Genomic DNA, 21,841 nt, shown 5'->3' with positions numbered 1-21,841 from the left:
CGATGTTAGCGCTCACATCACGGAGCGTCAACGCTCGCCTGCCGTGCGCTTGACCCTCACGCGGCGTGAGGCAGCACGCTGATGGGCATGAGCGATTTCTTCAACACCCTCGAGTTCGGACCGCTGCCCGCCGCGGGCTCCGAGGTCATCACCCCCGGGACAGCGGAGAGGCGAGCGACAATGAGGCACATGACTGAGCCGCACTCCGCCGAGCAGACCGTCGGCGAACTCGCGCGCGAGCTCGGCATCACCGTGCGCACACTGCACCACTGGGACGAGATCGGCCTTGCATCGCCGTCGGGACGCTCGGCCGCGGGCTATCGGCTGTACACCGGCGCCGACGCCGATCGGGTGCGACGGGTCGTCGCTTACCGAGAGATCGGCCTCGGGCTGGACGCCATCCGCGCAGTGCTCGACGACGCCACCACCGAGATCACCGCGACGCTGCGCGAGCAGCGCGCCCAGCTGGCCGAGCGCGTCGAGGAGCTGCTGCGACTGGATGACCGGCTGGCGGCGATGGCGGCCGCCCACGAGCGGGGCATCCCGCTCTCGGCCGACGAGCAGCGCGAGATCATCGGCGAGGACTGGGATCCGGATGCTGCGCGGATCGCGCAGGCGCAGTGGGGCGGCACGGTGCAATGGGCGCAGTTCGCCGAGCGGGCCGCCACCCGCACGCGTGCCGAGTGGCAGGAGCTCTCGGCAGCGATGTCGAGGCTGCAGCTCGACCTCGGCGATGCGCTCGCCCGCGGCGTGCAGCCCGGCAGCGATGAGGCCGACGCCCTGGTCGACCGGCACCGCGAGACGTTCTCGAACTTCTTCCCGCTCACCCGCGAGATGCAGGTCTGCCTGGGGCGGATGTTCGAGCAGGATGCCGGATTCGCTGCGCACTACGACGGTTTCGGCGAGGGCCTCTCGCGCTGGTTCCGGCAGATCATCGACGCATCGGCACGGAAGCACGACATCGACCCCGACGCCGCGATCTGGCAGTAGAGCCTCAGAGGAACGCCGCACCGGGGACGGCGGGGAATCCGCGCAGCCGGGCGTAGTCGTCCAGCGCGCGCAGCGCGGCCCAGGCGACCACGGCGCTGGACCGCGGACGCTCCGTCGACGGTGCGTTCTCGACGACCGCGCGCACCTCGCCGAGATCGCCGGCGGCGTGGATCTCATGCCGGGTCGGATCGGCCGCAGGGTCGGCGACGATCCGTGCGGTGGCGAAGTCCCAGGCATCCGCGGCGAGCGCGAGTGCGGCGGCGACGTTGGCGGATGCCGGAAACCTCTGCGCCACCTCGCCGGCGAGCCCGTCGGCGAGCACGATCTCGGTGTCACTGGCGCGCAGCGCGGCCTGCAGCTCTTCGGGCATCCAGGGCTGGACGAGCGTCGCCGGCCTTTTGCGGCTCTCGATCGAGACGGTCCGCAGCGGACCGGCCGCGCGCAGCGCCCTGACCTGATCGAGCCCACCGATCGCGCCGGTGCAAACGATGAGCCTGCCCCGCGCCGCGGACGGCCGGTCGAGCACCGCCGCGCGCAGCGCGGGATCGGCGAGCGCCCCGACCGAGAGCAGGATCACGTCGGTTCCGCCCGCGAGCAGCCCTGGCACGCGCTCGCGCACCGCCTGCTGCGTCGCGGCTTCCACGATCACGTCGACGTCGGCCGACCCGGGCAGCACGTCCTCGCGGCCGAAGGTGCCGACCACCCGATAGGGGCGCGTCCGCTCGACCGCGGTGCGGAGCACACCGTTGATGTGTCCGGCGCCGAGGAACCCGACCCGCAGCATCGTCATCCCTCTGCCGTCTCGACGGCCGCGACGAGGTCGGCGAGCGACTCCGGATGCGCCAGGCGCAGCCCCGCGAGCTCATCGGGCTGGAACCACCGCAGGTCGTCGTGCTCGTCCGGCTCCGTGTTCGCGGGCTCGCCGTCCCAGGCCGTGGCGAGGAAGGCGAACATGTCGAGGCCAGGATGGTCGACGGTCATCGGAATGGGTCTCGGATCGCGGATGCGCACGCCGAGCTCCTCGAGGCACTCGCGCACGACGGCCTCGTCGGGCCGCTCGCCGGGTTCGACGTGCCCGCCGGGAAGCGCCCAGCGATCGGGGTGGGCTTCGCGCCGCGGATGCCGGCGCACCAGCAGCATCCGCCCGTCGCGCACCAGCGCCGCTGCCGCGATCGCCGTTCTGGACGTCATGGCCGGAGACTATCCCGATCCGCCTTCTGAGTCATGCCGGAACCTCCGGCATGACCAGGAACCCACGCTCCCCCGGGCGGATCTCCAGGTGCTCCACCGCGAGGATCCGTGCGCCGGCCGCCGCCGCGAAACCGGACCCGAAGTCCGCCATCAACCGGTGGTGCGCCCAGGTGAACACCGGACGGGCGACCGGCGACAGCCGGCGCATCCACGGTTTCGTCGTCTCGACGAGCCACGCGAACCAGATGCCCGCCTCCTCGTCGGATGCCGCGCCGACGGCAGCCCGGCCGCGGCCGGCGAGGTCGCCGCGCACCGCGGCATCCACGGATCGCATCCGGTCGAGCGCCGTGATCTCGATCTCGTAGGTCAGCCGGTAGCCGAGCGACGTGCGGATCGTGTGCCGATGCACCGACCCGACCTCCGCGGCACCGTCCGGACCGGCGACGATCTCGACGCGCTCGAGCTCCGGCCACCAGCGTGCCCACTCGGCGACATCGCTGAGCACGTCCCAGACGCGGACCGGATCGCCTGCCACGCGGAACGTGGTCACGAAGTGGTACGTCGCGCCCATGCGCTCCGACCGTACTCCCCCGCACGCCGTCGCGCGAGAGCGGAAGTCACTGACCCGCGGCCGCGACCTCTTCCGGGCTGCGCTGCACGCAGAACTCGTTCCCGTCGACGTCGCTCATGGTGACGTACCCACTGCCGTTCTCGCGCCGGCGGTCGGCGACGACGGTGGCGCCGAGCTCCTGCAGCCGCTCGACCTCGGCGTCGCGGGTGGTGTCGACGGGGTTCAGGTCGAAGTGGATGCGCGGCGCGAACGCCTTGCCCTCGTCGACGGGCTGGAACTCGAAGCGCACGGCGATCGGACCGGTGAGGTACACCGTCACCGGGTCACCCGGGTTGTTCGGGTTGTCCGGGTCCTCCTGCAACGCGAGCAGCTGCTTCCAGAAAGCGCCGAGCGACTCGTGGTCACGGGCGGTGATGTTGATGGCGTCGATACGCGAGACCATGGAACTCCTTTGTCAACGGACCCCGGCCGGACGGCGCGGAGGCACCCGGCCGACGCTACCGGCAGCGCGCCTCGCCACGCCAGGCCCGATCCCGACGAGGCTCTACCGGCGCACTCGGTAGCGAAGGTGGGTCTCGCTCGCGTATGCGGAGGTCTCGAGGCGCTCGAGCTCGATCCGCTGTCCCAGACCTTCGAACAGGGAGATGCCGCTGCCGAGCAGCACCGGGGCAATGTCCAGATGGAGCTCATCGACGAGCCCGAGTCGCAGACACTGGCGCGAGATGCTGCCGCCGAGCAGGCTGACCCAGCCCTCACCGGCGACCCGCGAGGCTTGCGCCACGGCGTCCTCGATGTCGTCGACGACGAAGGTGTAGGTGGTTCCGCCATGGTGGATCGGCTCTTGCTCGCTGTGGGTCATCAGGTAGACCGGCACCTTCAGCATGCCGCCATACGGGATCTCCCCGTCCTCGATCGTCCGGGTCCTGTTCGCGCCCCCGACGACCGCTCCGATGCGGTTCATGACCCGCTCAACGACGGCATCGTCCTCGGGAGCAGAAGGCCTGCCGAACATCCAGTCGACTCCGCCGTCCGGATCTGCGAGGTACCCGTCGAGGGTGATGGTGGCATGGACGATCACGGTGGCCATTGCTGCTCCTTCCTCAGATATGAGTCGTTTGACTCACCTCTACACCGTAACCGTCAATCAAGAGGTAAGTCAATGCACCCACCTCTATGCGATACTGGTGACATGACACGCGGCGATTCCGCATACCATCGCGCGATGGCCGAGGCGAACCGCGCTTCGCTGCTCGCCGCCGGCGCCCGCCTGTTCCTGGAGAACGGCTACGACCGCACATCGCTCGCACAGATCGCTCAGGAGGCGGGCGTATCGAAGGCGACGCTCTTCAAACAGTTCCCGACCAAGGCAGAGCTGTTCGAGGCGACCGTGCTCGCAGCAGGCGCGGCGCCCGACCTGGTTCCCATCGACGTGCCCGCGGACGACTTCCGCGCCGGCCTCGCGGCGCTCGGGCGGGCCTACGGCGAGCTTCTGCTCCGGCCCGAGATGACCGCGCTGATGCGCACGGTGATAGCTGAGTCGCCCCGGTTCCCCGAGCTGCGCAAGCGCACCTTCGACTTCGGGACGCTGCCGGTGCTCATGGCGCTGGCACGCTTCCTTCGCGATGCGCACGCGGCAGGGGTCGCGGAGATCGACGATCCCGACACCGCATCCGCCCAGTTCCTCGGGATGATCGCGTCGTCGATCTTCTGGCCCCGCCTCGTCCACGGCACGTGGTCATTGACCGACGATGAGCGAGAGAAGGCCATCGAGGAAGCCGCTCGAACCATCGCGGCCCGCTACGGCGCGTCCTGACGGACAAACCGGAAGTGACCCGGCGACGAGGTCCTTCGCGGTGCCAGACTGAACCCATGTCCTACGTCGTCGATTTCGTGAACGTGTCCACCGTGGGCCTGGAGTCCTCGCCCGTCGCCGACGCTCTCGCCGGCCTGCGCGCCAACGAGGCGCGCTACTTCCACAACAAGTACGACATCGCCTTCACCACGATGCCGGCCTCCGAGGGAGCAGAGATCCTCGACCTCGTCACCCGTGTGCTCGCCGAGGAGCGCGGCATCGTCATCGCCTCCCCCGCGCTCGAAGTGGCCGAGCCGCCGGTTCCCGGCATCCGCTGGTCCTACGTGTTCTACGAGTCCGGGCTTGCGATCAACCTGCTCTACGAGCTGGCCGAGGGCGGCAAGCGGGCCGTGGGCTTCAAGCTCTCCGACGGGATGGACGTCCCCGACGAGCTGAGCGACTTCAAGTTCGCCCGTCAGAAGTCCAAGCTGGCCGGCACCATCCGCGGCTCGTACTTCGTGGTCAAGGGCGAGTACTGAGCTGATCCGCGCCAAGCCGGTGTTCAGGCCGCGCACAGGCACCGGGTCGAACCTCGCCCCGTCTCAGTGCGTGGTCGTGATGCCGACCGCGTCGTGCACGATCACCGCGGCGACGCGGGCGCCCGCACCGGCCGCGACCATGAGCTGCTGCGGGCCGGGTGAGGCGATGTCGCCCGCGGCGTACACGCCGGCACGTGACGTGCGCCCCGAGCGGTCCACGACCAGGTGCCCCTCGTCGTCCGCATCCGGTGCGAGTCCCCGCAGATATCCGAGCTCGGCATCCCAGCGCGGCTGCACGAAGCCGCCGTCGATCGCATACTCGGCACCGCCTTCGAGACGGATGCCGGTGATCCAGCCCTTCTCGCCGCTCAGCTCCAGGATCGGGGCGCGCTCCACGGCGATCCCCTGCGCGAGCAGCTCGGCCTCCTCGTCCGGCCGGATCGCGTCGGACCCGTGCGTGAACACGGTGAGCGCGTCGGTCCAGCGCGAGATCAGCCGGGCACGGGCGGCCAGGTCGGCACTCTCGCCGATCAGCGCCAGCCTGCGGTCGCGCAGGTCCCACGCGTCGCAGGCGACGCAGCTGAACAGGCTCACCCCGTAGAAGCCGCGCAGGTTCGGCACGTCGGGCAGGGTCTCACGCAGACCGGATGCCAGCAGCACGGCCCGCGCGGTCACTGTCTCCTCCGGGGAACGACGGCCCAGAGACGCCGAGAATCCGGCATCCGATTCCTCGATGCCGAACACCCGCTGCCGGGTGCGCACCTCGACGTTCGGGTAGCCGGCGAGCTCCTCACGGGCGATGCGGCGCAGCTCGTGCGGCGGCACGCCGTCGCGCGTGAGGAAGCCGTGCGAGACGAGCGTGGCCGCGTTGCGCGGGCGGTCGGCGTCGACCAGCAGCACCCGCATCAGCGCACGGCCCAGGTTGAGCGCGGCGGAGAGACCGGCCGGGCCGCCGCCGACGATCAGCACGTCGTAGGGCTCGTCAGTCATGGCCTTCTCCCTGCGACGGGAGCGCTGCGATGACCGGGTGGTCGAAGTCGTACACGCCCGCACCCGCGGCGCCGCCGGGCGATCCGATCTCGTCGAAGAACTCGACGTTCGCCTTGTAGTAGTCCTGCCATTCGTCGGGCAGGTCGTCCTCGTAGTAGATCGCCTCGACCGGGCAGACGGGCTCGCAGGCGCCGCAGTCCACGCACTCGTCCGGGTGGATGTACAGCGAACGCTCGCCCTCGTAGATGCAGTCCACCGGACACTCGTCGACGCAGGCCCTGTCCTTGACGTCGACGCAGGGCAGGGCGATCACGTAGGTCATCGGACGAGTGCCCCGTCGCGCGAGACGGCGACCTGCTCCTCGCGCGGCACGACCTTGACCCGCTCACGGGCGTGCTGGTGGGTCTCGCCGAGGTGGCGCTCGTGTGCATCCAGCGCCACCCAGCCGTCCCAGGTGGTGTACTCGGTGTCCCGCTCGTCGAGCAGGTCGAGGATGTCGGTGTCGACCTCGATCGCCGTGAGCGCGCCCCCCTCAGCGTCGGCCACGATATTCGTGATCGTCTCCAGGGCGTCCGACTTGGTCGCGCCGATCAGGCCCACCGGGCCGCGCTTGATCCAGCCGGTCGCGTACAGCCCTGGCTCGCCGTCGACGCGTCCGGCGTCGTTCGGCACCACGCCGCGTCGCTCATCGAAGGGCGCACCCCCGACGCGCGTGCCGTAGTAGCCGACCGCGCGGTAGACCGCCTGCACGTCGTAGTCGCGGAACTCGCCGGTGCCCACGAGCTGCCCGTCCTCGATGCGGGTGCGCTCGAATCGGATCCCCTCGACGCGGCCGTCACCGGTGATCTCCACCGGGCGCTGCCAGAAGTGCAGGTGCAGCCGGCGACTCGCCTGCCCGACCTCGCGGTCGCGCCATCCGTTCAGCGTGCGCAGCATGACCTTCAACTGGTTGTTCGGCGCGGATGCCGCGTCCACACCGTCGAAGTCCTCGTCGTGCAGCACGATGTCGACGTCGCGCACCTCGCCGAGCTCGCGCAGCTCGATGGGCGTGAACTTGATGTCGGCCGGCCCACGGCGCCCGAACACGTGCACGTCCGTGATCGCGGACGACTCCAGGCCGGCGAGCACGTTGTCCGGCACGTCGGTGCTGCGCTGGTCCTCGCCGTGTTTGGCGAGCACGCGCGCCACGTCGAGTGCGACATTGCCGTTGCCGATGACGGCCGCAGATGCGGCATCCAGTGGCCAGGTGCGCGCGACATCCGGATGCCCGTCGAACCAGGCGACGAAGTCGGCGGCGCCGTAGGAGCCGGGCAGGTCGACGCCGGGCACGTCCAGCTCGGCGTCTCGGATCGCACCGGTGGCGAGGATGACGGCGTGGTACCGCTCGCGCAGCTCGTCGAGGCCGAGATCCTTGCCGACCTCGACGTTGCCGATGAAGCGGATGGTGCGGCGCTCCCCGGACGCGGAGCCTGACGAAGTGTCCGGGAACGCATCGAGCATGTCGTGCAGCGACGTGACGATGCCCTTGATGCGCGGATGGTCGGGGGCGACGCCGTACCGGATCAGGCCGTAGGGCGCGGGCAGAGACTCGAACAGGTCGATCTCGACGCTGCCGCCGCGCTCGGAGACGGCTTTCGCGAGCAGGTTGCCGGCGTAGATGCCGGCCGGGCCCGATCCGACGATCGCGACACGAAGGTGCAGAGGAGAGGTCATGGTGGTTCTTTCGTACTCAGAGTGAAGAGAGGGTGAGCAGCGCGTCGGTCCAGGGCGGGGCTGCGGCGACGGCATCCGGGCTCAGGCGCACGACGTCGCCGACGACGACGACCGCGGGCGAGCGCACCTCCCGCGCGGCGGCGAGGTGGGCGATGGTTCCGAGCGTGCCGATCGTCACATGCTGGCCCTCGCCATAGCCGTCCTCGACGATCGCGACAGGGCAGTCCGCCCCGCGCTCGCCGGCGGCGAGCACGTGCGCCGAGTGCCCGAGAGTGTTGACACCCATCAGCAGGATGACCGTGTGGTCGGCTCCGCCGGGCAGGTGCTGGATCTGGTCGTGCGCGCTGACGACGGTGAAGGATGCGGCGACCCCGCGATGCGTGACCGGGATGCCGGCGGCGGCCGGCACCGAGATCGCGCTGGTGACCCCGGCGACGACATCGACCGGGATGCCGGCGGCCTCGCAATGCAGCTGCTCCTCACGCCCGCGACCGAGCACGAACGGGTCACCGCCCTTGAGGCGCACGACGTTCCGTCCGGCCTGGGCCTCCTGCACGAGCAGGGCGTTGATGCCGTCCTGCGGCACCCTGTGGTGGCCGGGCAGCTTTCCGACATCGATCACGTCGGCGGTGAGCTCGAACCCCTCGGCGGCGAGCTGCTCCAGCACCGCGCGGGCGCCGAGACGGTCGGCGACGATGACATCGGCCTGCTGCAGCGCGCGCAGTCCGCGCAGGGTGAGCAGCCCGGCATCACCGGGTCCTGCTCCGACGAGGGTGACGCGTCCGGTCACTTGGCACCTCCCAGGATGAGGCCCCTGCTGCGCAGCATCCGCCGCTCGAGGGGGCCGAAGATCACGAGTTCGATGATGATTCCGATCGCGAGGATCAGCAGGATCGTGCCGAGCACCGACGCCAGGTCGACGAGCTCGCGGGACTGCTGCAGCATCGAGCCGAGCCCGAAGCCGATCGATCCGCCGGTGGCGATGATCTCGGCGGCCATCAGCGATCGCCACGAGAAGGCCCAGCCCTGTTTGAGACCGGCGACGTACCCGGGCAGGGATGCCGGCAGCACCACCTCGGTGGCGAGCTGCCAGCGGCTGGCGCCGAGCACCGTGCCGACCCGGCGCAGCTGCGGCGGTACCTGGTCGACGCCCGAGAGCAGACCGTTCACGATCGAGGGGATGGCGCCCATCAGGATCACGAAGTACACGGTGGCGTCGGAGAGCGCGAACCAGATGATGGCCGCCGGCACCCAGGCCACCGAGGGCAGCACCTGCAGACCCGAGATCAGCGGGCCCGCCGCGCGGCGGAGCACCTTGACCTCGGCGAGCAGCATGCCGAGCGCCGTGCCGATGACGATCGCGATGAGGAAGCCGATCACGCCGCGCTCGAGACTGGTAGCCAGGGCCTCCTGCAGGCGGCCGGACGCCCACGCGTCGCCGAGCGCCGCCACGACCTGCACCGGACTGGGTGCCTTGTCGGGCCGCGGATTCGCAAGTGTGACGTACAGCTGCCAGGCCGCGAGCAGCACCAGCAGCAGGATGATCGGGGGCAGCGCCTTGGCGAGCACCTCGCGCACCGGGGACCGGCGCTGCACCTCATCGGACTGCAGGCGATCGAGGCCGGCGGAAAGCGTGGACAGCTCGTCCGGGGCGCCCTTCGTCACTTCGTCTCGCTCCGCTCGCTCAGTACGGCGCTCCTCGCTCCGCTCGTCGCTCAGGGTCCGACCCTCCGCACCCTGAGCGAGCGAAGCGCCCTTCGTCTCGCTCCGCTCGCTCAGGACCCGACGCGTCTCAACATCACGAGGCATTGCGGGCGATCTCCTTCCGCAGCTCGGCGGTGATCTCGGTGGCCAGCGCCGCCACCTCGGGCGACTCGATGCGGCGCCCGGTGGTGTTGCGGATGCGCCACTCCCCCGCGATACGGCCCGGCCTGCTGGAGAGCAGGATGACCCGCTGCCCCAGCCGGGCCGCCTCGCGCACGTTGTGGGTGACGAAGACGATCGTCCGCCCGGTGGCGCGCCAGACCCGCTCCAGCTCCTCATGCAGCAGGTCACGGGTGATGGCGTCCAGCGCGGCGAAGGGCTCGTCCATCAGCAGCACCGAACGGTCCTGCGCCAGGGCGCGGGCGAGCGCCACGCGCTGCCGCATCCCGCCGGAGAGCTCATGCGGACGCTTGTCGGCCGCCTCGGTGAGATTCACCGTGCCGAGCAGCCGCTCGGCCTCCTCGCGCCGCTCCCTGCGCGGCAGGCCGCGCAGCCGCAGCGCGAGCTCGACGTTCCTGCGAGCGGTGAGCCACGGCATCAGCGCGGACTCCTGGAACATGACGGCCGCACCGCCGTCGGGCGTGACGATCTCGCCCGCAGTCGCGGGTTCGAGCCCGGCGATGAGATTCAGCAGCGTCGACTTGCCGCAACCGGACGCCCCGAGCAGGCAGACGAATTCGCCGGGGGCGATGTCCAGCGAGATGTCGTCGAGCACCACCGGACCTGCGCCGTACCGCTTGGTGACGTGCGAGACGCGCACCGAGGGGGCGACGACGGGAGCGGGCGCCGCCAGCGGCGTCACGCCGTCGAAGCTCGGCGTCAGCCGGCCCGCGGGTGCGGCGGACCGCGCCTGATCCCGCGCCGCTTCCTCGGTGAGCGCGCCCATCAGTCCTCTCCGAGTCCCGCTGACGACACCGGGTCCTGGCCGTCCTTCTTCAGTTGCGCGTTCAGCGCCCGCAGGTCGAACAGCCCGTCGATCGAGCCCTTCTTCTGCGTGCCGGCGGCCAGCCCGTTGCTGACGAGCTTCTCGAAGGTCTCCGCGTGCGGATCGACGGTGAACGTCACGTTCTGCAGAGCGCGGGCCAGCACCGCGTCGGAGAGGCCCTTGCCGGTGGCATCCTCCAGCGCGCCGTTGATCACGGCCGGCGCCTTGTCTGCGTTGTCGTCGAGCCACTGCACCGAGGCGATGTGCCCGGCGAGCAGCTCGTCGACGGCTTCCGGATGCTCCTTCGCGAAGTCCTTGCGCACCAGCAGCACCGTGGTCGGGAAGTTCCCGTCCTTCCAGAGGTCCTTCTCGTCGACGAGCACCTTCGCGCCGGCGTCCACCACGAGGCGTGACACCCAGGGCTCGGGCAGCCAGGCGCCGTCGACCTTGCCGTCCTGGAACAGGGTCAGGGTCTGCGCGTTCTCGGTGGGCGTGATGTTCACGTCGCCGCCGCCCGAGACCGAGGTCTTCAGGCCCTCGTCCGCCAGCCAGCTGCGCAGCGCGACGTCCTGCGTGTTGCCGAGCTGCGGCGTCGCGAGGGTCTTGCCCTTCAGGTCCGAGACGTCCGCGATCTTGTCGTTCACGACCAGGGCCGCACCGCCGGACGTCGCACCGGCGATGATGTTCGCCGACTGCCCGCCCGACTGGATGAACGTGTTGATCGCCGGGTTCGGGCCGATGTAGGCGGCGTCGATCGCTCCGGACGAGAGCGCCTCGACCGCGGCTGGTCCGGCGTTGAAGACCTCGGTCTTCAACTTCGTGTCACCCAGGGCGTCCTGCAGGATGCCCTCCGAGACGCCGACGAGCGCGGGTGCGTGGGTCACGTTGGCGAAGTATCCCAGGCGCAGCTCGTCGAGGTCGTCCTTGCCTGCGCCCTGATCGGCGGATGCCGCGGCGCAGCCCGCGAGCATCATGGCGGCCAGTCCCAGGGCGGTCAGAGCGGTGGTCTTGCGAGCATTCTTCACGGTTTTCGCCTCCTCGGCATAGGTGTTGCGGGGTGGATGGTCAGACGGTCCCTGAGCGCCCTTCGTCTCGCTTCGCTCGCTCAGGAACCGCGGTTTCAAGGGGCGACGACGGTCGCGGCGGCCAGCGTCGCCCCGTCGCCCGGATGGATGAGCACGAGCGAGCCGCCCGCGCGATCGGTCGTGTACGGCTCGAGCGGCAGGTCCGCCGCGAAGCGCAGGCGCACCCGTCCGATCTCGTTCACGGCCAGCACGGATGCCGGTTCGTGGTCCAGCGTCTCCAGGTCACGGCGGTCGAGCACCTCGGCGATCAGCGCCTGCACGGTCGCGGTGCCGTGCTTGGCGAGCACCTTCGCGCCGGCGATGACCTCGCGCTGGTCCAGCTGGAACAGTTCGACGACGGCCTCACGCTGCCCGTCCGGCGCAGTGCCGGCCGCGGTGATCACGGAGCCGCGCGCGGCATCCAGCTCGTGCGCCAGCGTGAGGGTCACGGACTGCGGCGCAGCCGCGGCATCCGCCCTCTCGCCGGCGACGAAGACGCCGGTGACCGTCGTGAGGTGCCCGCCGGGGAACACCTCGACGCGATCGCCGACCGCCACCCGACCCGACGAGATGCGCCCCGCGAAACCGCGGAAGTCACGGTACCGCTCGGGATTCTCGATCTCGGGCGACAGCCCGCCCTGTGGGCGCAGCACCAGCTGAACCGGCAGGCGAAGATCGGATGCCACGGCGTCGGCCTCATCGGCGCTGGGCAGCGTCTCGAGCAGCTGGATCAGCGTGTCGCCGTTGTACCAGGGCGTGCGCTCGGAGCGGTCCACGATGTTGTCGCCCTCGAGCGCCGAGACGGGCAGTACGTGGATGCCGCGCAGGCCGAGCTGCTCGGCGACGCGTTCTGCCTCGAGCTCGATCTCGAGGAAGCGGTCCTCGTCGAAGTCGATCAGGTCGATCTTGTTCACCGCGATGATCACGTGCGGCACGCGCAACAGCGACACGACGGCGAGGTGCCGGCGGGTCTGCTCCACGACGCCCTTGCGCGCGTCGACCAGCACGATCACCGCGTCGGCGGTCGCGGCACCGGTGACCATGTTGCGCGTGTACTGCACGTGGCCCGGGCAGTCGGCGAGGATGAAGCTGCGCCGGTCGGTCGCGAAGTAGCGGTACGCGACGTCGATCGTGATGCCCTGCTCGCGCTCGGCACGCAGTCCGTCGGTGAGCAGCGCGAAATCGAAGTCGCCGTGCGCGAACCCGCGCTGCCTGCTGGTCGCCTGCACCTGCTCGAGCTGGTCGGCGAGGATCGCCTTCGCGTCGTGCAGCAGCCTGCCGACCAGGGTCGACTTGCCGTCGTCGACCGAACCCGCGGTCGCGAACCGGAACAGGGTTGCACGCCCTTCGTCTCGTCGCTGCGCTCCTCGCTCAGGGTCCGCAAACACGCCGGTTCCTGAGCGCCCTTCGTCTCGCTCCGCTCGCTCAGGATCCGCTACGCGAGACGAAGGACGTTCGCTTTCAGTGTCGACAGTCATCAGAAGTACCCGTCCTTCTTGCGATCCTCCATGGCGGCCTCGCTGATGCGGTCGTCCGCTCTGGTCGCACCGCGCTCGGTGATGGTGGAGCGCGCGACCTCGGCGACCACGGATGCCGCATCCGCGGCATCCGACTCCACGGCGCCCGTGCAGCTCATGTCGCCGACGGTGCGGTACCGCACCACGCGACGCTCGACCTGCTCGTCGGGCCGCGGCTGCGAGACCTCGCCGACCGCGCGCCACATGCCGTCGCGGCGGAACACGTCGCGCTCGTGCGCGAAGTACAGCGGCGGGAGTGCGATGTTCTCGCGCTCCAGGTAGCGCCACACGTCGAGCTCGGTCCAGTTCGAGATCGGGAACGCACGGACGTGCTGCCCTGGCAGGTGACGGCCGTTGTACAGGCTCCACAGCTCGGGGCGCTGGTTGCGCGGATCCCACTGCCCGAACTCGTCGCGCAGCGAGATGATGCGCTCCTTGGCTCGGGCCTTGTCCTCGTCGCGGCGGGCACCGCCGAACACGGCGTCGTGCCGGCCGAGGGCGATCGCGTCCAACAGGGGCTGCGTCTGCAGCGGGTTGCGGGTGCCGTCAGGGCGCTCGGCCAGGCGGCCATCGTCGATGTAGTCCTGCACCCTGGCGACCTCGAGCGTGAGACCGAGCCGGCGGACCGTCTCGTCGCGGAACGCGATCACCTCGGGGAAGTTGTGCCCGGTGTCGACGTGCAGCACAGGGAACGGCACCCGGCCAGGAGCGAACGCCTTCGCCGCCAGGTGCAGCACGAGCACGGAGTCCTTGCCGCCGGAGAACAGCAGCACGGGCCGCTCGAACTCGGCGACGACCTCGCGGATGATGTGGATCGCCTCGGCCTCGAGCAGGTCGAGAGCGGAGAGTCCTGACACGGAAGGCGTTTCGTCTCGCTTCGCTCGCTCAACGACCGGGGAGGAGTCGATGGTGCTCATAGGTGCAGCCCGCATTCCGTCTTGGCCAGTCCGGCCCAGCGGCCGGATCGGGGGTCCTCGCCGGCGGCGACCGGCTTCGTGCACGGCGCGCAGCCGATCGACGGGTAGCCGTTCGCGACGAGGGGGTTCACCGGCACGGAGTGCTCGGTGGCATAGTCGATGAGATCGTCGAAGCTCCAGCTCGCGACCGGGTTGACCTTGATCAGGCCGTTGCGCTCGTCCCAGACGATCAACGGAGTGTCGGTGCGGGTCGGAGCCTCGTCGCGGCGCACGCCCGTGAACCACACCTCGTAGTCGCCGAGCGCCCGCTGCAGCGGCTCGACCTTGCGGCGAGCGCAGCACAGGGCGGGGTCTCGGGCGAACAGATCCTTGCCGTACGCGGCATCCTGCTCGCGCACGCTCTGCTCAGGCTTCACGTCGACGATGTTCACGTCCAGGTCGCGCGCGACCTCGTCGCGGGTGAACCTCGTCTCGAGGAAGTGGTAGCCGGTGTCGAGGAACAGCACGTCGACGCCGGGCAGATCCTGCGAGACGAGGTGCGGCAGCGCGGCATCCGCCATCGAGCAGGCGACGGCGACCTGGGAGACGGCGAAGTTCTCCGCGATCCAGGCGACCACTTCCGCGGGGCTCGCCTCGCCCTGCTCCCTGCTGCGCAGCTCGCGTGCGCCGCGCTCGGCGAGCGCGCGCAGCGCCTCGGCCGAGCGGCGCGCGGGCCTGATCGTCACGGGAGTGCTCATTGCAGTGCCTCCTCGTCCGCGCGGTGCGCCCAGTTCGCGAACGTCTCGTCGGCACCGTCGCGGTCGGCGAGATACCGGCGGATGACGCGCTCCGCGTAGTCGGCGATGCCGTCGGCGGGCACCTTGAGTCCGCGGACGGTCCGGCCGAGGCCGGCCTCACCGCGTCCGACTCCGGCGAGCCCGCCGCCGAGGTGCACCTGGTATCCGGGAACCTGCGCGCCGTCGATGGTCACGAGCTGTCCCTTCAGACCGATGTCGGCCACCTGGATGCGGGCGCACGAGTTCGGGCATCCGTTCACGTGCAGGGTGATGGGGCGCCCGATCTCGGGCTCGAGGGAGCCGAGGCGCTCCTCGAGCTGCTGGATGGCCTGCGCGGCGTTGACCTTCGTCTCGACGATCGCGAGCTTGCAGTACTCGATGCCGGTGCACGCGATCGTGCCGCGGCGGAACAGGCTCGGCCGCGACGACAGGCCGATCGCGTCGAGACCCGAGACCAGACCGTCGACCTCGCCCTCGGGCACGTCCAGCACCAGCAGCTTCTGGTGGGGCGTGGTGCGGATGCGGTGCGAGCCGTGCACCTCGGCCAGATCGGCCAGTGCGGTCAGCGTCGTGCCGGACACCCGGCCCACCAGCGGAGCGGCGCCGACGTAGAAGCGGCCGTCCTTCTGCCGGTGGACGCCCACGTGGTCACCGATCGTGGTGGGCGTGGGGGCCGCGGGGCCGTCCGGCAGCGGAGCATCCAGATACTCGGTCTCGAGCACCTCGCGGAACTTCTCGACGCCCCAGTCGGCGAGGAGGAACTTCAAGCGGGCCTTGTTGCGCAGCCGGCGGTAGCCGTAGTCGCGGAAGATCTGCGTGACGCCGTGCCACACCTCGCCGACCCGCTCGGGCGCCACGAAAGCGCCGAGTCGCTCGCCCAGCCGCGGCACCGCAGCGAGCGCGCCGCCCACCCAGATGTCGTAGCCGATGCCGAGCTCGGGGTGCTCGACGGCGACGAACGCGCAGTCGTTGATCTCGTGCACGACGTCCTGGCTGGGGTGCCCCGTGATGGCGGTCTTGTACTTGCGCGGCAGGTTCGCGAGGGTCGGGTCTCCGATGAAGCGATCCGCGATCTCACGGATCTGCGGGGTCGGGTCGATGATCTCGTCAGCGGCGATGCCGGCCACGGGCGACCCGAGGATGACGCGCGGCACGTCGCCGCAGGCCTCGGTGGTGCTCAGGCCGACGGCCTCCAGCCGGCGCCAGATCTCGGGGACGTCCTCGACCTGCACCCAGTGCAGCTGCACGTTCTGCCGGTCGGTGAGGTCGGCGCTGTCGCGGGCGAACTCGGTGGAGATCCCGCCGATCACGCGCAGCTGCTCGGTGGTCAGCTGTCCGCCGTCGATCCGGACCCGCAGCATGAAGTACTCGTCCTCGAGCTCGTGCGGCTCGAGCTGGGCGGTGCGCCCGCCGTCGATGCCCGGCTTGCGCTGCGTGTACAGGCCCCACCAGCGGAACCTGCCGTGCAGGTCGGTGGGATCGATCGAGGCGAAGCCGCCCTTGGCGTAGACCTGCTCGATGCGCTCACGGACGTTCAGCCCGCCGTCGGCCAGCTTGAACTCCTCGTTGGCGTTCAGTGGCTCCGTGCCGTCGACCGCCCACTGGCCGTGCGGCTTGGACGGTGCCCTCGAGGTGCGCGTCCGCGCCCCGCGGACGGGTGCTTGCTGCTCAACGGTCATGGTTCGCTCTCCTACACGATGCGTCGGGAGGCATCGCCACGAGAGGACACTAGATCGCTGGATCGCGCAGGGGAACTGCCGAATGACTTATGGCGTCAAGGCCTGTCACGCCCCGTCATGCTTCGAAAGAAAAGCGGTTCAGAGGCGATCTCGTGTTATTCGTGCGCGCGATCAAGCTGTGCGGCAGCGGCACTGAAGCGCTCCAGCACGAGCTCCACGAGCTCGGCGGGCGGTTCGGAGCCGTCCAGCAGCGGCTTCGAGATCGGATGCCCGGCGGCGCGCCTCCGAGTGAGGTCGTTGAAGTACCCGTGCGCGAGCAGATACGTCGACACCACCGCATCCGGATGCTGCGCGAGCAGAGCCCCCAGTTCGGGTTCGCGCGCCGCGAGATAGCCGATGCGCACCGGACGCCCGAGACGTTCCGCGAGCTGCTCGGCCATGCCCTCCGCATCGACGGCGGAGCGGTCGTCGCGCGAGCCCGCGACCGCGATCACGACCTCGTCGCCGGCCGGCAGCCGGCGGGCCAGCACCCCGGCGAGACGCGGGTCGGGCCCGAGGGGGTCGGCGACCACGGCATCCGCTCGTCCTTCGACGATCCCGTGCAGGTCGTGGAACACGTGGAAGCCGCTGGAGAGCAGCAGCGGCACGACGACGACCGGTCCGTTGATCGCGGCGAGCGCCGCGGCCGCATCCGGGTCCTGCACGTCGACGAACGCCTCATGCACCGCGAGGTGCGGCGCGGCGGCACGCACTGCGGCGACGAGCGCCCGCACGTCCGCGGCCCCCCGCGCGTCGGAGGTGCCGTGAGAGACGGCCAGCAGCGCGGGATCCATTCCCACAGATTAGTGCGATCGTCGCGGCTCCACGCGTCCGGGCGGAACTCTCACGCACGGGAGGACACATCCAACACGATCCTCCTCCCCAGCGCGTGAACTCCGCCCCAGCGAATGCCTCCTCGGCCGCCGCTCGACGGGCGCCCCTGACCGTCAGGCGTCTCTGCGACCGACCGCCACCTCGATCAGGTCGCGGCTGGTCGGCGACAGGTCACGCGCGCCGCCGCGCCACAGCGCCGTGATCGGGCGCTGCAGCGGGGCATCCGCCAAGGACACCTCGACCAGACGGCCGAGACGGATGTCGTCGGCGGTCGCCAGACGCGAGAGCACAGCCGGGCCCAGCCCCTCGGCGACCGCGGAGCGGACCGCCGCCGTGGTGGACAGCACCGCGATCGGCGCGGCCGGGTCTCGGTACAGCCGCGACCGCACTTCGTCCTCCCACGCCTGCCGGGTGCCGCTGCCCGTCTCGCGGGCGACCAGAGGAGTGTCGGCGACAGCGTCGAGCGTCACGCGCCGCTTCGCCCACGGATGCTGCGGCGCGACGACCAGCGCCAGTCCGTCCGTGCCCACCGTTGTGTGCGAGAGCCCTGCGGGGATGACGGACGACTCGATCAACCCGAGCTCGGCGCGTCCCTCGCGCACCAGCTGCTCGACCTCGGCGCTGTTGGCGGTGAGCAGGCGCACGGCGGTCGGCACCCGTCCGGCACGCACCTGCCGCTCCCGCAGCGCGACCAGCCAGCGCGGGATCATGTGTGCGGCGACGGTCTGGCTCGCCGCCACGGTCAGCTCTCGGCGGCGCTCATCGCGCATCGTCTCGGCTCCGGCGCGGAACCGCTCTGCGGCGGCGAGCACCTCGCCTGCCCAGGATGCGACGGTCTCGCCCTCCGGGGTCGGAACGACGCCCTGCGGCGTGCGCAGGAACAGCTCCATGCCGAGCATCCGCTCGACGCTGCGCAGTCGGGCCGACGCCGACTGCTGCGAGATGCCGCACTCGCGCGCTGCGGCGGAGATCGAGCCGAGTCGCGCGGCCGCGGCGAGCAGCTCGAGCGCGTCGAGGTCGGGAACGTCTCGCATCCGGCCATGCTACAACCCCAGCCTGTACCCCTATCGGCGCGCGCCGTCTACCGCCCACGCCCCGCGACAGGAACGCTGGAATCATGCTCTTCTCTCCCCCGCAGACCCTGCCGCTGCGGCTCACCCGCCGCGGCGCCGAGGTGCTCCCCGGCGTGCTCGTCACGGCCGGGATCGCGGTGATCTCCACCGGCATCGGTCGGCTCGTGCCCGTGCTCGGCTCCGCCGTGCCGGCGATCATCATCGGCGTTCTGCTCTCCCTGCTGCGCGGGCGGATGCTGCCGGAGCGGGCGGACGCCCGCATCCGGCCCGGCGTCGAGTACTCCGGCAAGTTCCTGCTGCAGCTGGCCGTCGTGCTGCTGGGCGTGCAGCTGTCGATCGGCAGCATCGTGCAGGTCGGACTCGAGTCGCTGCCCATCATGCTGACGACTCTCGCCGTCTGCCTGCTCGGCGCGTGGTGGATCGGCAAGGCGATGCGGGTGGAGAGCAGGCTGCGCACCCTCATCGGCGTGGGCACCGGCATCTGCGGAGCATCCGCCATCGCCGCCGTCTCGCCGGTGATCGGCGCGGCCAGCGCCGAGATCGCCTACGCCGTCTCGACGATCTTCCTGTTCAACATCCTCGCCGTCGTCCTGTTCCCGCTGCTCGGGCACGCGCTGAACATGGACCCGCACACCTTCGGCCTGCTGGCCGGCACGGCGATCAACGACACCAGCTCGGTGGTCGCCGCTGCGAGCGTGTTCAGCACCGCCGCACTCGGCTTCGCCGTCGTCGTCAAGCTGGTGCGCACACTGATGATCATCCCGATCAGCATCGGCCTGTCAGTGATCGAGGCCCGGAAGGATGCCGCGGGGCAGCGCCTCACCGCGCGCCGCATCGCGAAGCTCGTGCCGTGGTTCCTGATCGGCTTCGTGATCGTGGCGGTGGTGAATTCGCTCGGCGTCATCCCCGAGGGACCACGGGACTTCCTCGTGCAGGCCAGCATCTTCCTCATCGCGATGGCATTGGCCGGCATCGGCCTGTCCACCGACATCCCGGCCCTGCGTCGTGCGGGCTGGCGCCCGCTCGCCCTCGGTGCGATCCTGTGGGCGCTGGTCACATTGACGTCGCTCGCGACGATCGCGGTGACCGGGGCGCTGGGCTGGTGACGGCTACAGCCACTCGTTCTTCTTGAACACGGCGTACAGGCCGACGCCGAGCGCCAGCATCATCCCGATCGCCATCGGATAGCCGAACGCCCAGTGCAGCTCGGGCATCCGGTCGAAGTTCATGCCGTAGATGCCCGCGACCAGCGTCGGCGCGAACAGGATCGCCGCCCATCCGGAGATCTTCTTCATCTGTTCGCCCTGACGGATGCTCTCCTCGGTCATCAGCCGCATCTCCTCGTTCTGGCGGCGGGCGACGATGGTGGACTCGACCGTGAGCGCATTGTCCAGCACGCTGCGGAATGTGCTCACCCGATCGGCAATGCGCAGCGCGTGGTCCTGAGCATCGCGCAGATAGCGCTGCAGCTCCTCATCGACCGCGTACTTCTCGCCGCCGCGCAGCAGCGCGTCGATCATGCCGGTGAGCGGCTGCGTCGCCTTCTGCACGTCGATCACCTCGCGGGCCAGCTCGTAGATCCGCTGCGTGGCATCCGCGTCCTCGACGAAGAGCTGCGCCTCGATCTCGTCGATGTCGTTCTCGAGGCCCAGCATGACCGGCGTGTACTCGTCGATCACCTCATCGAGGATGGCGTACAGCACCGCCTCGGGGCCGAGAGCGAGCAGGGCGGGCTGCGACTCCATGCGATTCCGCACCCGGTGCAGATCGGGTGCCTCGGCATGGCGCACTGTGACGACGAAGTCGGGCCCCACGAAGATGTGCACCTCGCCGAACTCGACTTCTTCCTCGGCGTCCATGTAGCGCGCGGGGCGCAGCACCACGAACAGCACGTCCCCGTACCGCTCGATCTTGGGCCGCTGGTGCCCACGCAGCGCGTCCTCGACCGCCAGCTCATGCAGTCCGAACTCGTCGGCGACTGCCCGCAGCTCCTCGGCAGCGGGGCGGTAGAGGCCGATCCAGCCCATGCCGCCGCATTCCCGCATCCGCACGAACGTCTCGTCCAGGCTGCGCGGGTTCTCGGTGCGCACGCCGGCGACGTAGATGCCGTTGTCGACGATGGCCATGACCGCACCTCCCGCTCGGGTCGAGCCTAACCCGAGCGGCGCGAGCTCACTTCTTGGGCGGCGCCACGCACACGACCGCCGACTTGGCGATCTCGTTCTTGTACTGCTCCGCGGTGAAGGGCAGGGCGAACTCCGGGGCCTTCTGCCCCTTCGCGGCCGGTGCCTTCGAACCGAGCGCAGCCAGCTGCCATGCCAGGTCACGGGCGATCACGCTGCCCGAGGTGGAGTTGTTCAGCGTGACCGCGACCGTGAATCCGGTCTTCGGGTCGGAGTAGGCGGCGGTGGCGTAGCCCGGCGTCCAGCCGTGCTGACCGATCATCGAGCCGACGACATAGGCACCGCCGGTGGCCTGGAACCAGGAGGCGCCGTCAGCGCTCACCTTGAGCGGGGCGTCGAAGCGCTTCTTCTCGACCTTCTCGCCGCGAAGTCCCTGCTGGGCCTCCGCCTGCGCGTACCGGCCCAGGTCCTCGATCGTCGAGGTGGCACCGGAGTCGGTGAAACCGGCGCTCGACGACATCTTCGTGATGTTGACGGGCGCGGTGCAGTCGTACCCGCCCTGCACGGCCGGCAGGTAACTGCCGGTCAGCGCGGGCGACGGCTTCGGCTCGGCCGACGTGCTCGACGGGAGCTGGGTGTTCTCCAGCGCGAGCGGCTCCGTCACGTACTGCTCGATCAGCGAGCGGGCATCCAGACCGGAAGCGCGCTCGAGCGCGAGACCGAGCAGCAGGTACGCGGTGTCGGAGTCCCGGTACCCGGTGTGCGGCTCGGTGCGCGCCTGGCCGAGACCGTAGCTCGCGAGCTGCAGCGGCTGCCACTGGCGGTCGGGGGTGTTCAGCCAAGCCGCCTTGGCGGCAGCCTCGGACGAACCGATGCCCGCCGTGCCGTTGCACAGGTCGAGCAGGGTGACGTCCTTCAGGTCGGCGACGCCGGAGACGTACTTCGGCACCTTCGCGTCGAGCTTGATGTCGCCGGCGTCGGCCATGCCGTACAGCACGTCGCAGGTCATCATGCGGGTGACGTCCGCGACGCGGAACGACATGTCGGTCGTCACCTTGGTGTCGCTGCCGGCGCCCTGCGTGCCGAAGGCCTCCACCCAGGTGCCGCTCCACGGGGCCCAGACGCCGACGATCGCGCCGGAGGCACCGGCGGCCTTCATCGCGTCCTGCACGGCGTTCTGCATCTGGTCGGTGGTCGCCTTCGGCAGGTGCGCGTCGACCTGCTCGGGTGGGGTGTAGCTGAAGGTCGACTCGCCGACGGAGCATCCCGTGAGGAGCAGAGCGAGTGCCGCGGACGCGCCGATGACAGCGCGCAGACGGCGCGACGAACGATGCTGCATGGATG

General features: G+C 70.3%; 24 protein-coding genes. 4 read left to right on the top strand and 20 right to left on the bottom strand.

Annotated features, from left to right (window positions below):
• The first annotated feature begins 87 nt into the window (after positions 1 to 87).
• Complete coding sequence (locus ACFVDO_RS08050) at positions 88 to 990, top strand: MerR family transcriptional regulator (protein ID WP_378886851.1); 903 nt, start codon at positions 88 to 90, stop codon at positions 988 to 990.
• A gap of 4 nt (positions 991 to 994) precedes the next feature.
• On the opposite strand, the gene ACFVDO_RS08045 is transcribed toward ACFVDO_RS08050, so the two are convergent.
• From ACFVDO_RS08045 to ACFVDO_RS08025, 5 genes are all read right to left on the bottom strand, one after another.
• Positions 995 to 1,780 carry an aspartate dehydrogenase domain-containing protein gene (locus tag ACFVDO_RS08045; protein ID WP_378855067.1) on the bottom strand — a complete coding sequence of 262 codons (786 nt, stop codon included), beginning with the start codon at positions 1,778 to 1,780 and terminating at the stop codon, positions 995 to 997.
• Positions 1,777 to 2,181 (bottom strand): NUDIX domain-containing protein, encoded by a 405-nt coding sequence (locus ACFVDO_RS08040; protein WP_378855069.1) that lies wholly within the window; start codon positions 2,179 to 2,181, stop codon positions 1,777 to 1,779. The genes ACFVDO_RS08045 and ACFVDO_RS08040 overlap by 4 nt, the downstream gene beginning before the upstream one ends.
• A 31-nt stretch (positions 2,182 to 2,212) precedes the next feature.
• On the bottom strand, positions 2,213 to 2,752 hold the full coding sequence (locus ACFVDO_RS08035; protein WP_378855071.1) for an SRPBCC family protein: 540 nt from the start codon (positions 2,750 to 2,752) through the stop codon (positions 2,213 to 2,215).
• A gap of 46 nt (positions 2,753 to 2,798) precedes the next feature.
• On the bottom strand, positions 2,799 to 3,194 hold the full coding sequence (locus ACFVDO_RS08030) for a VOC family protein (RefSeq protein WP_378855073.1): 396 nt from the start codon (positions 3,192 to 3,194) through the stop codon (positions 2,799 to 2,801).
• 102 nt (positions 3,195 to 3,296) lie between these two features.
• A complete protein-coding gene (locus tag ACFVDO_RS08025) occupies positions 3,297 to 3,839 on the bottom strand; it encodes a dihydrofolate reductase family protein (protein ID WP_378855075.1) in 543 nt (180 codons plus the stop codon).
• Positions 3,840 to 3,974: 135 nt separating this feature from the next.
• Between ACFVDO_RS08025 and ACFVDO_RS08020 the strand changes: the two genes are divergently transcribed.
• Complete coding sequence (locus tag ACFVDO_RS08020) at positions 3,975 to 4,565, top strand: TetR/AcrR family transcriptional regulator (RefSeq protein WP_378855077.1); 591 nt, start codon at positions 3,975 to 3,977, stop codon at positions 4,563 to 4,565.
• Positions 4,566 to 4,621: 56 nt separating this feature from the next.
• Positions 4,622 to 5,083: a phage tail protein gene (locus tag ACFVDO_RS08015; RefSeq protein WP_378855079.1), complete on the top strand. Its 462-nt coding sequence runs from the start codon at positions 4,622 to 4,624 to the stop codon at positions 5,081 to 5,083.
• A gap of 63 nt (positions 5,084 to 5,146) precedes the next feature.
• Here ACFVDO_RS08015 and ACFVDO_RS08010 read toward each other — a convergent pair whose 3' ends face one another.
• From ACFVDO_RS08010 to ACFVDO_RS07950, 13 genes are all read right to left on the bottom strand, one after another.
• Positions 5,147 to 6,073, bottom strand: coding sequence for an NAD(P)/FAD-dependent oxidoreductase (locus ACFVDO_RS08010; protein ID WP_378855081.1), 927 nt, complete (start codon positions 6,071 to 6,073; stop codon positions 5,147 to 5,149).
• Positions 6,066 to 6,395, bottom strand: coding sequence for a ferredoxin (gene fdxA, locus ACFVDO_RS08005; RefSeq protein WP_378855083.1), 330 nt, complete (start codon positions 6,393 to 6,395; stop codon positions 6,066 to 6,068). The genes ACFVDO_RS08010 and fdxA overlap by 8 nt, the downstream gene beginning before the upstream one ends.
• A complete protein-coding gene (locus ACFVDO_RS08000) occupies positions 6,392 to 7,786 on the bottom strand; it encodes an FAD-dependent oxidoreductase (protein ID WP_378855085.1) in 1,395 nt (464 codons plus the stop codon). The genes fdxA and ACFVDO_RS08000 overlap by 4 nt, the downstream gene beginning before the upstream one ends.
• Positions 7,787 to 7,802: 16 nt before the next feature.
• Positions 7,803 to 8,576, bottom strand: a complete 774-nt coding sequence (cobA, locus tag ACFVDO_RS07995) for a uroporphyrinogen-III C-methyltransferase (protein ID WP_378855087.1) — start codon at positions 8,574 to 8,576, stop codon at positions 7,803 to 7,805.
• On the bottom strand, positions 8,573 to 9,451 hold the full coding sequence (locus tag ACFVDO_RS07990) for an ABC transporter permease (protein ID WP_378855089.1): 879 nt from the start codon (positions 9,449 to 9,451) through the stop codon (positions 8,573 to 8,575). Before ACFVDO_RS07990 ends, cobA begins: the two co-directional genes overlap by 4 nt.
• Positions 9,452 to 9,584: 133 nt before the next feature.
• Positions 9,585 to 10,436, bottom strand: a complete 852-nt coding sequence (locus ACFVDO_RS07985; protein ID WP_378855091.1) for an ABC transporter ATP-binding protein — start codon at positions 10,434 to 10,436, stop codon at positions 9,585 to 9,587.
• Positions 10,436 to 11,500, bottom strand: a complete 1,065-nt coding sequence (locus tag ACFVDO_RS07980) for an ABC transporter substrate-binding protein (RefSeq protein WP_378855093.1) — start codon at positions 11,498 to 11,500, stop codon at positions 10,436 to 10,438. The genes ACFVDO_RS07985 and ACFVDO_RS07980 overlap by 1 nt, the downstream gene beginning before the upstream one ends.
• A 95-nt stretch (positions 11,501 to 11,595) precedes the next feature.
• The gene (locus ACFVDO_RS07975) at positions 11,596 to 12,927 is read right to left on the bottom strand and encodes a sulfate adenylyltransferase subunit 1 (RefSeq protein ID WP_378855095.1); all 1,332 of its coding nucleotides are present in this window, start codon (positions 12,925 to 12,927) and stop codon (positions 11,596 to 11,598) included.
• 89 nt (positions 12,928 to 13,016) lie between these two features.
• Positions 13,017 to 13,973 (bottom strand): sulfate adenylyltransferase subunit CysD, encoded by a 957-nt coding sequence (gene cysD / locus ACFVDO_RS07970; RefSeq protein ID WP_378855097.1) that lies wholly within the window; start codon positions 13,971 to 13,973, stop codon positions 13,017 to 13,019.
• A complete protein-coding gene (locus ACFVDO_RS07965) occupies positions 13,970 to 14,710 on the bottom strand; it encodes a phosphoadenylyl-sulfate reductase (RefSeq protein ID WP_378855099.1) in 741 nt (246 codons plus the stop codon). Before ACFVDO_RS07965 ends, cysD begins: the two co-directional genes overlap by 4 nt.
• Positions 14,707 to 16,428, bottom strand: a complete 1,722-nt coding sequence (locus ACFVDO_RS07960; protein ID WP_378855101.1) for a nitrite/sulfite reductase — start codon at positions 16,426 to 16,428, stop codon at positions 14,707 to 14,709. The genes ACFVDO_RS07965 and ACFVDO_RS07960 overlap by 4 nt, the downstream gene beginning before the upstream one ends.
• Positions 16,429 to 16,583: 155 nt before the next feature.
• Positions 16,584 to 17,261 carry a sirohydrochlorin chelatase gene (locus ACFVDO_RS07955; RefSeq protein ID WP_378855103.1) on the bottom strand — a complete coding sequence of 226 codons (678 nt, stop codon included), beginning with the start codon at positions 17,259 to 17,261 and terminating at the stop codon, positions 16,584 to 16,586.
• 153 nt (positions 17,262 to 17,414) lie between these two features.
• Entirely contained in the window at positions 17,415 to 18,335 is a 921-nt protein-coding gene (locus ACFVDO_RS07950; RefSeq protein ID WP_378855105.1) for a LysR family transcriptional regulator, read from the bottom strand.
• Positions 18,336 to 18,418: 83 nt separating this feature from the next.
• Between ACFVDO_RS07950 and ACFVDO_RS07945 the strand changes: the two genes are divergently transcribed.
• Positions 18,419 to 19,480 carry a YeiH family protein gene (locus ACFVDO_RS07945; protein ID WP_378855107.1) on the top strand — a complete coding sequence of 354 codons (1,062 nt, stop codon included), beginning with the start codon at positions 18,419 to 18,421 and terminating at the stop codon, positions 19,478 to 19,480.
• Between the two features lie 3 nt (positions 19,481 to 19,483).
• Here the strand turns inward: ACFVDO_RS07945 and corA are convergent, their stop codons facing one another.
• Together corA and ACFVDO_RS07935 are read right to left on the bottom strand one after the other, a co-directional pair.
• Positions 19,484 to 20,500 (bottom strand): magnesium/cobalt transporter CorA, encoded by a 1,017-nt coding sequence (gene corA, locus ACFVDO_RS07940; protein WP_378855109.1) that lies wholly within the window; start codon positions 20,498 to 20,500, stop codon positions 19,484 to 19,486.
• A gap of 46 nt (positions 20,501 to 20,546) precedes the next feature.
• On the bottom strand, positions 20,547 to 21,836 hold the full coding sequence (locus tag ACFVDO_RS07935; RefSeq protein WP_378855111.1) for a serine hydrolase domain-containing protein: 1,290 nt from the start codon (positions 21,834 to 21,836) through the stop codon (positions 20,547 to 20,549).
• Between the last annotated feature and the right edge of the window lie 5 nt (positions 21,837 to 21,841).

Origin of the sequence: Microbacterium sp. NPDC057741 (assembly GCF_042798735.1) — a bacterium.
Lineage (GTDB): Bacteria > Actinomycetota > Actinomycetes > Actinomycetales > Microbacteriaceae > Microbacterium.
This window is presented reverse-complemented; position numbering and strand designations above follow the sequence as displayed.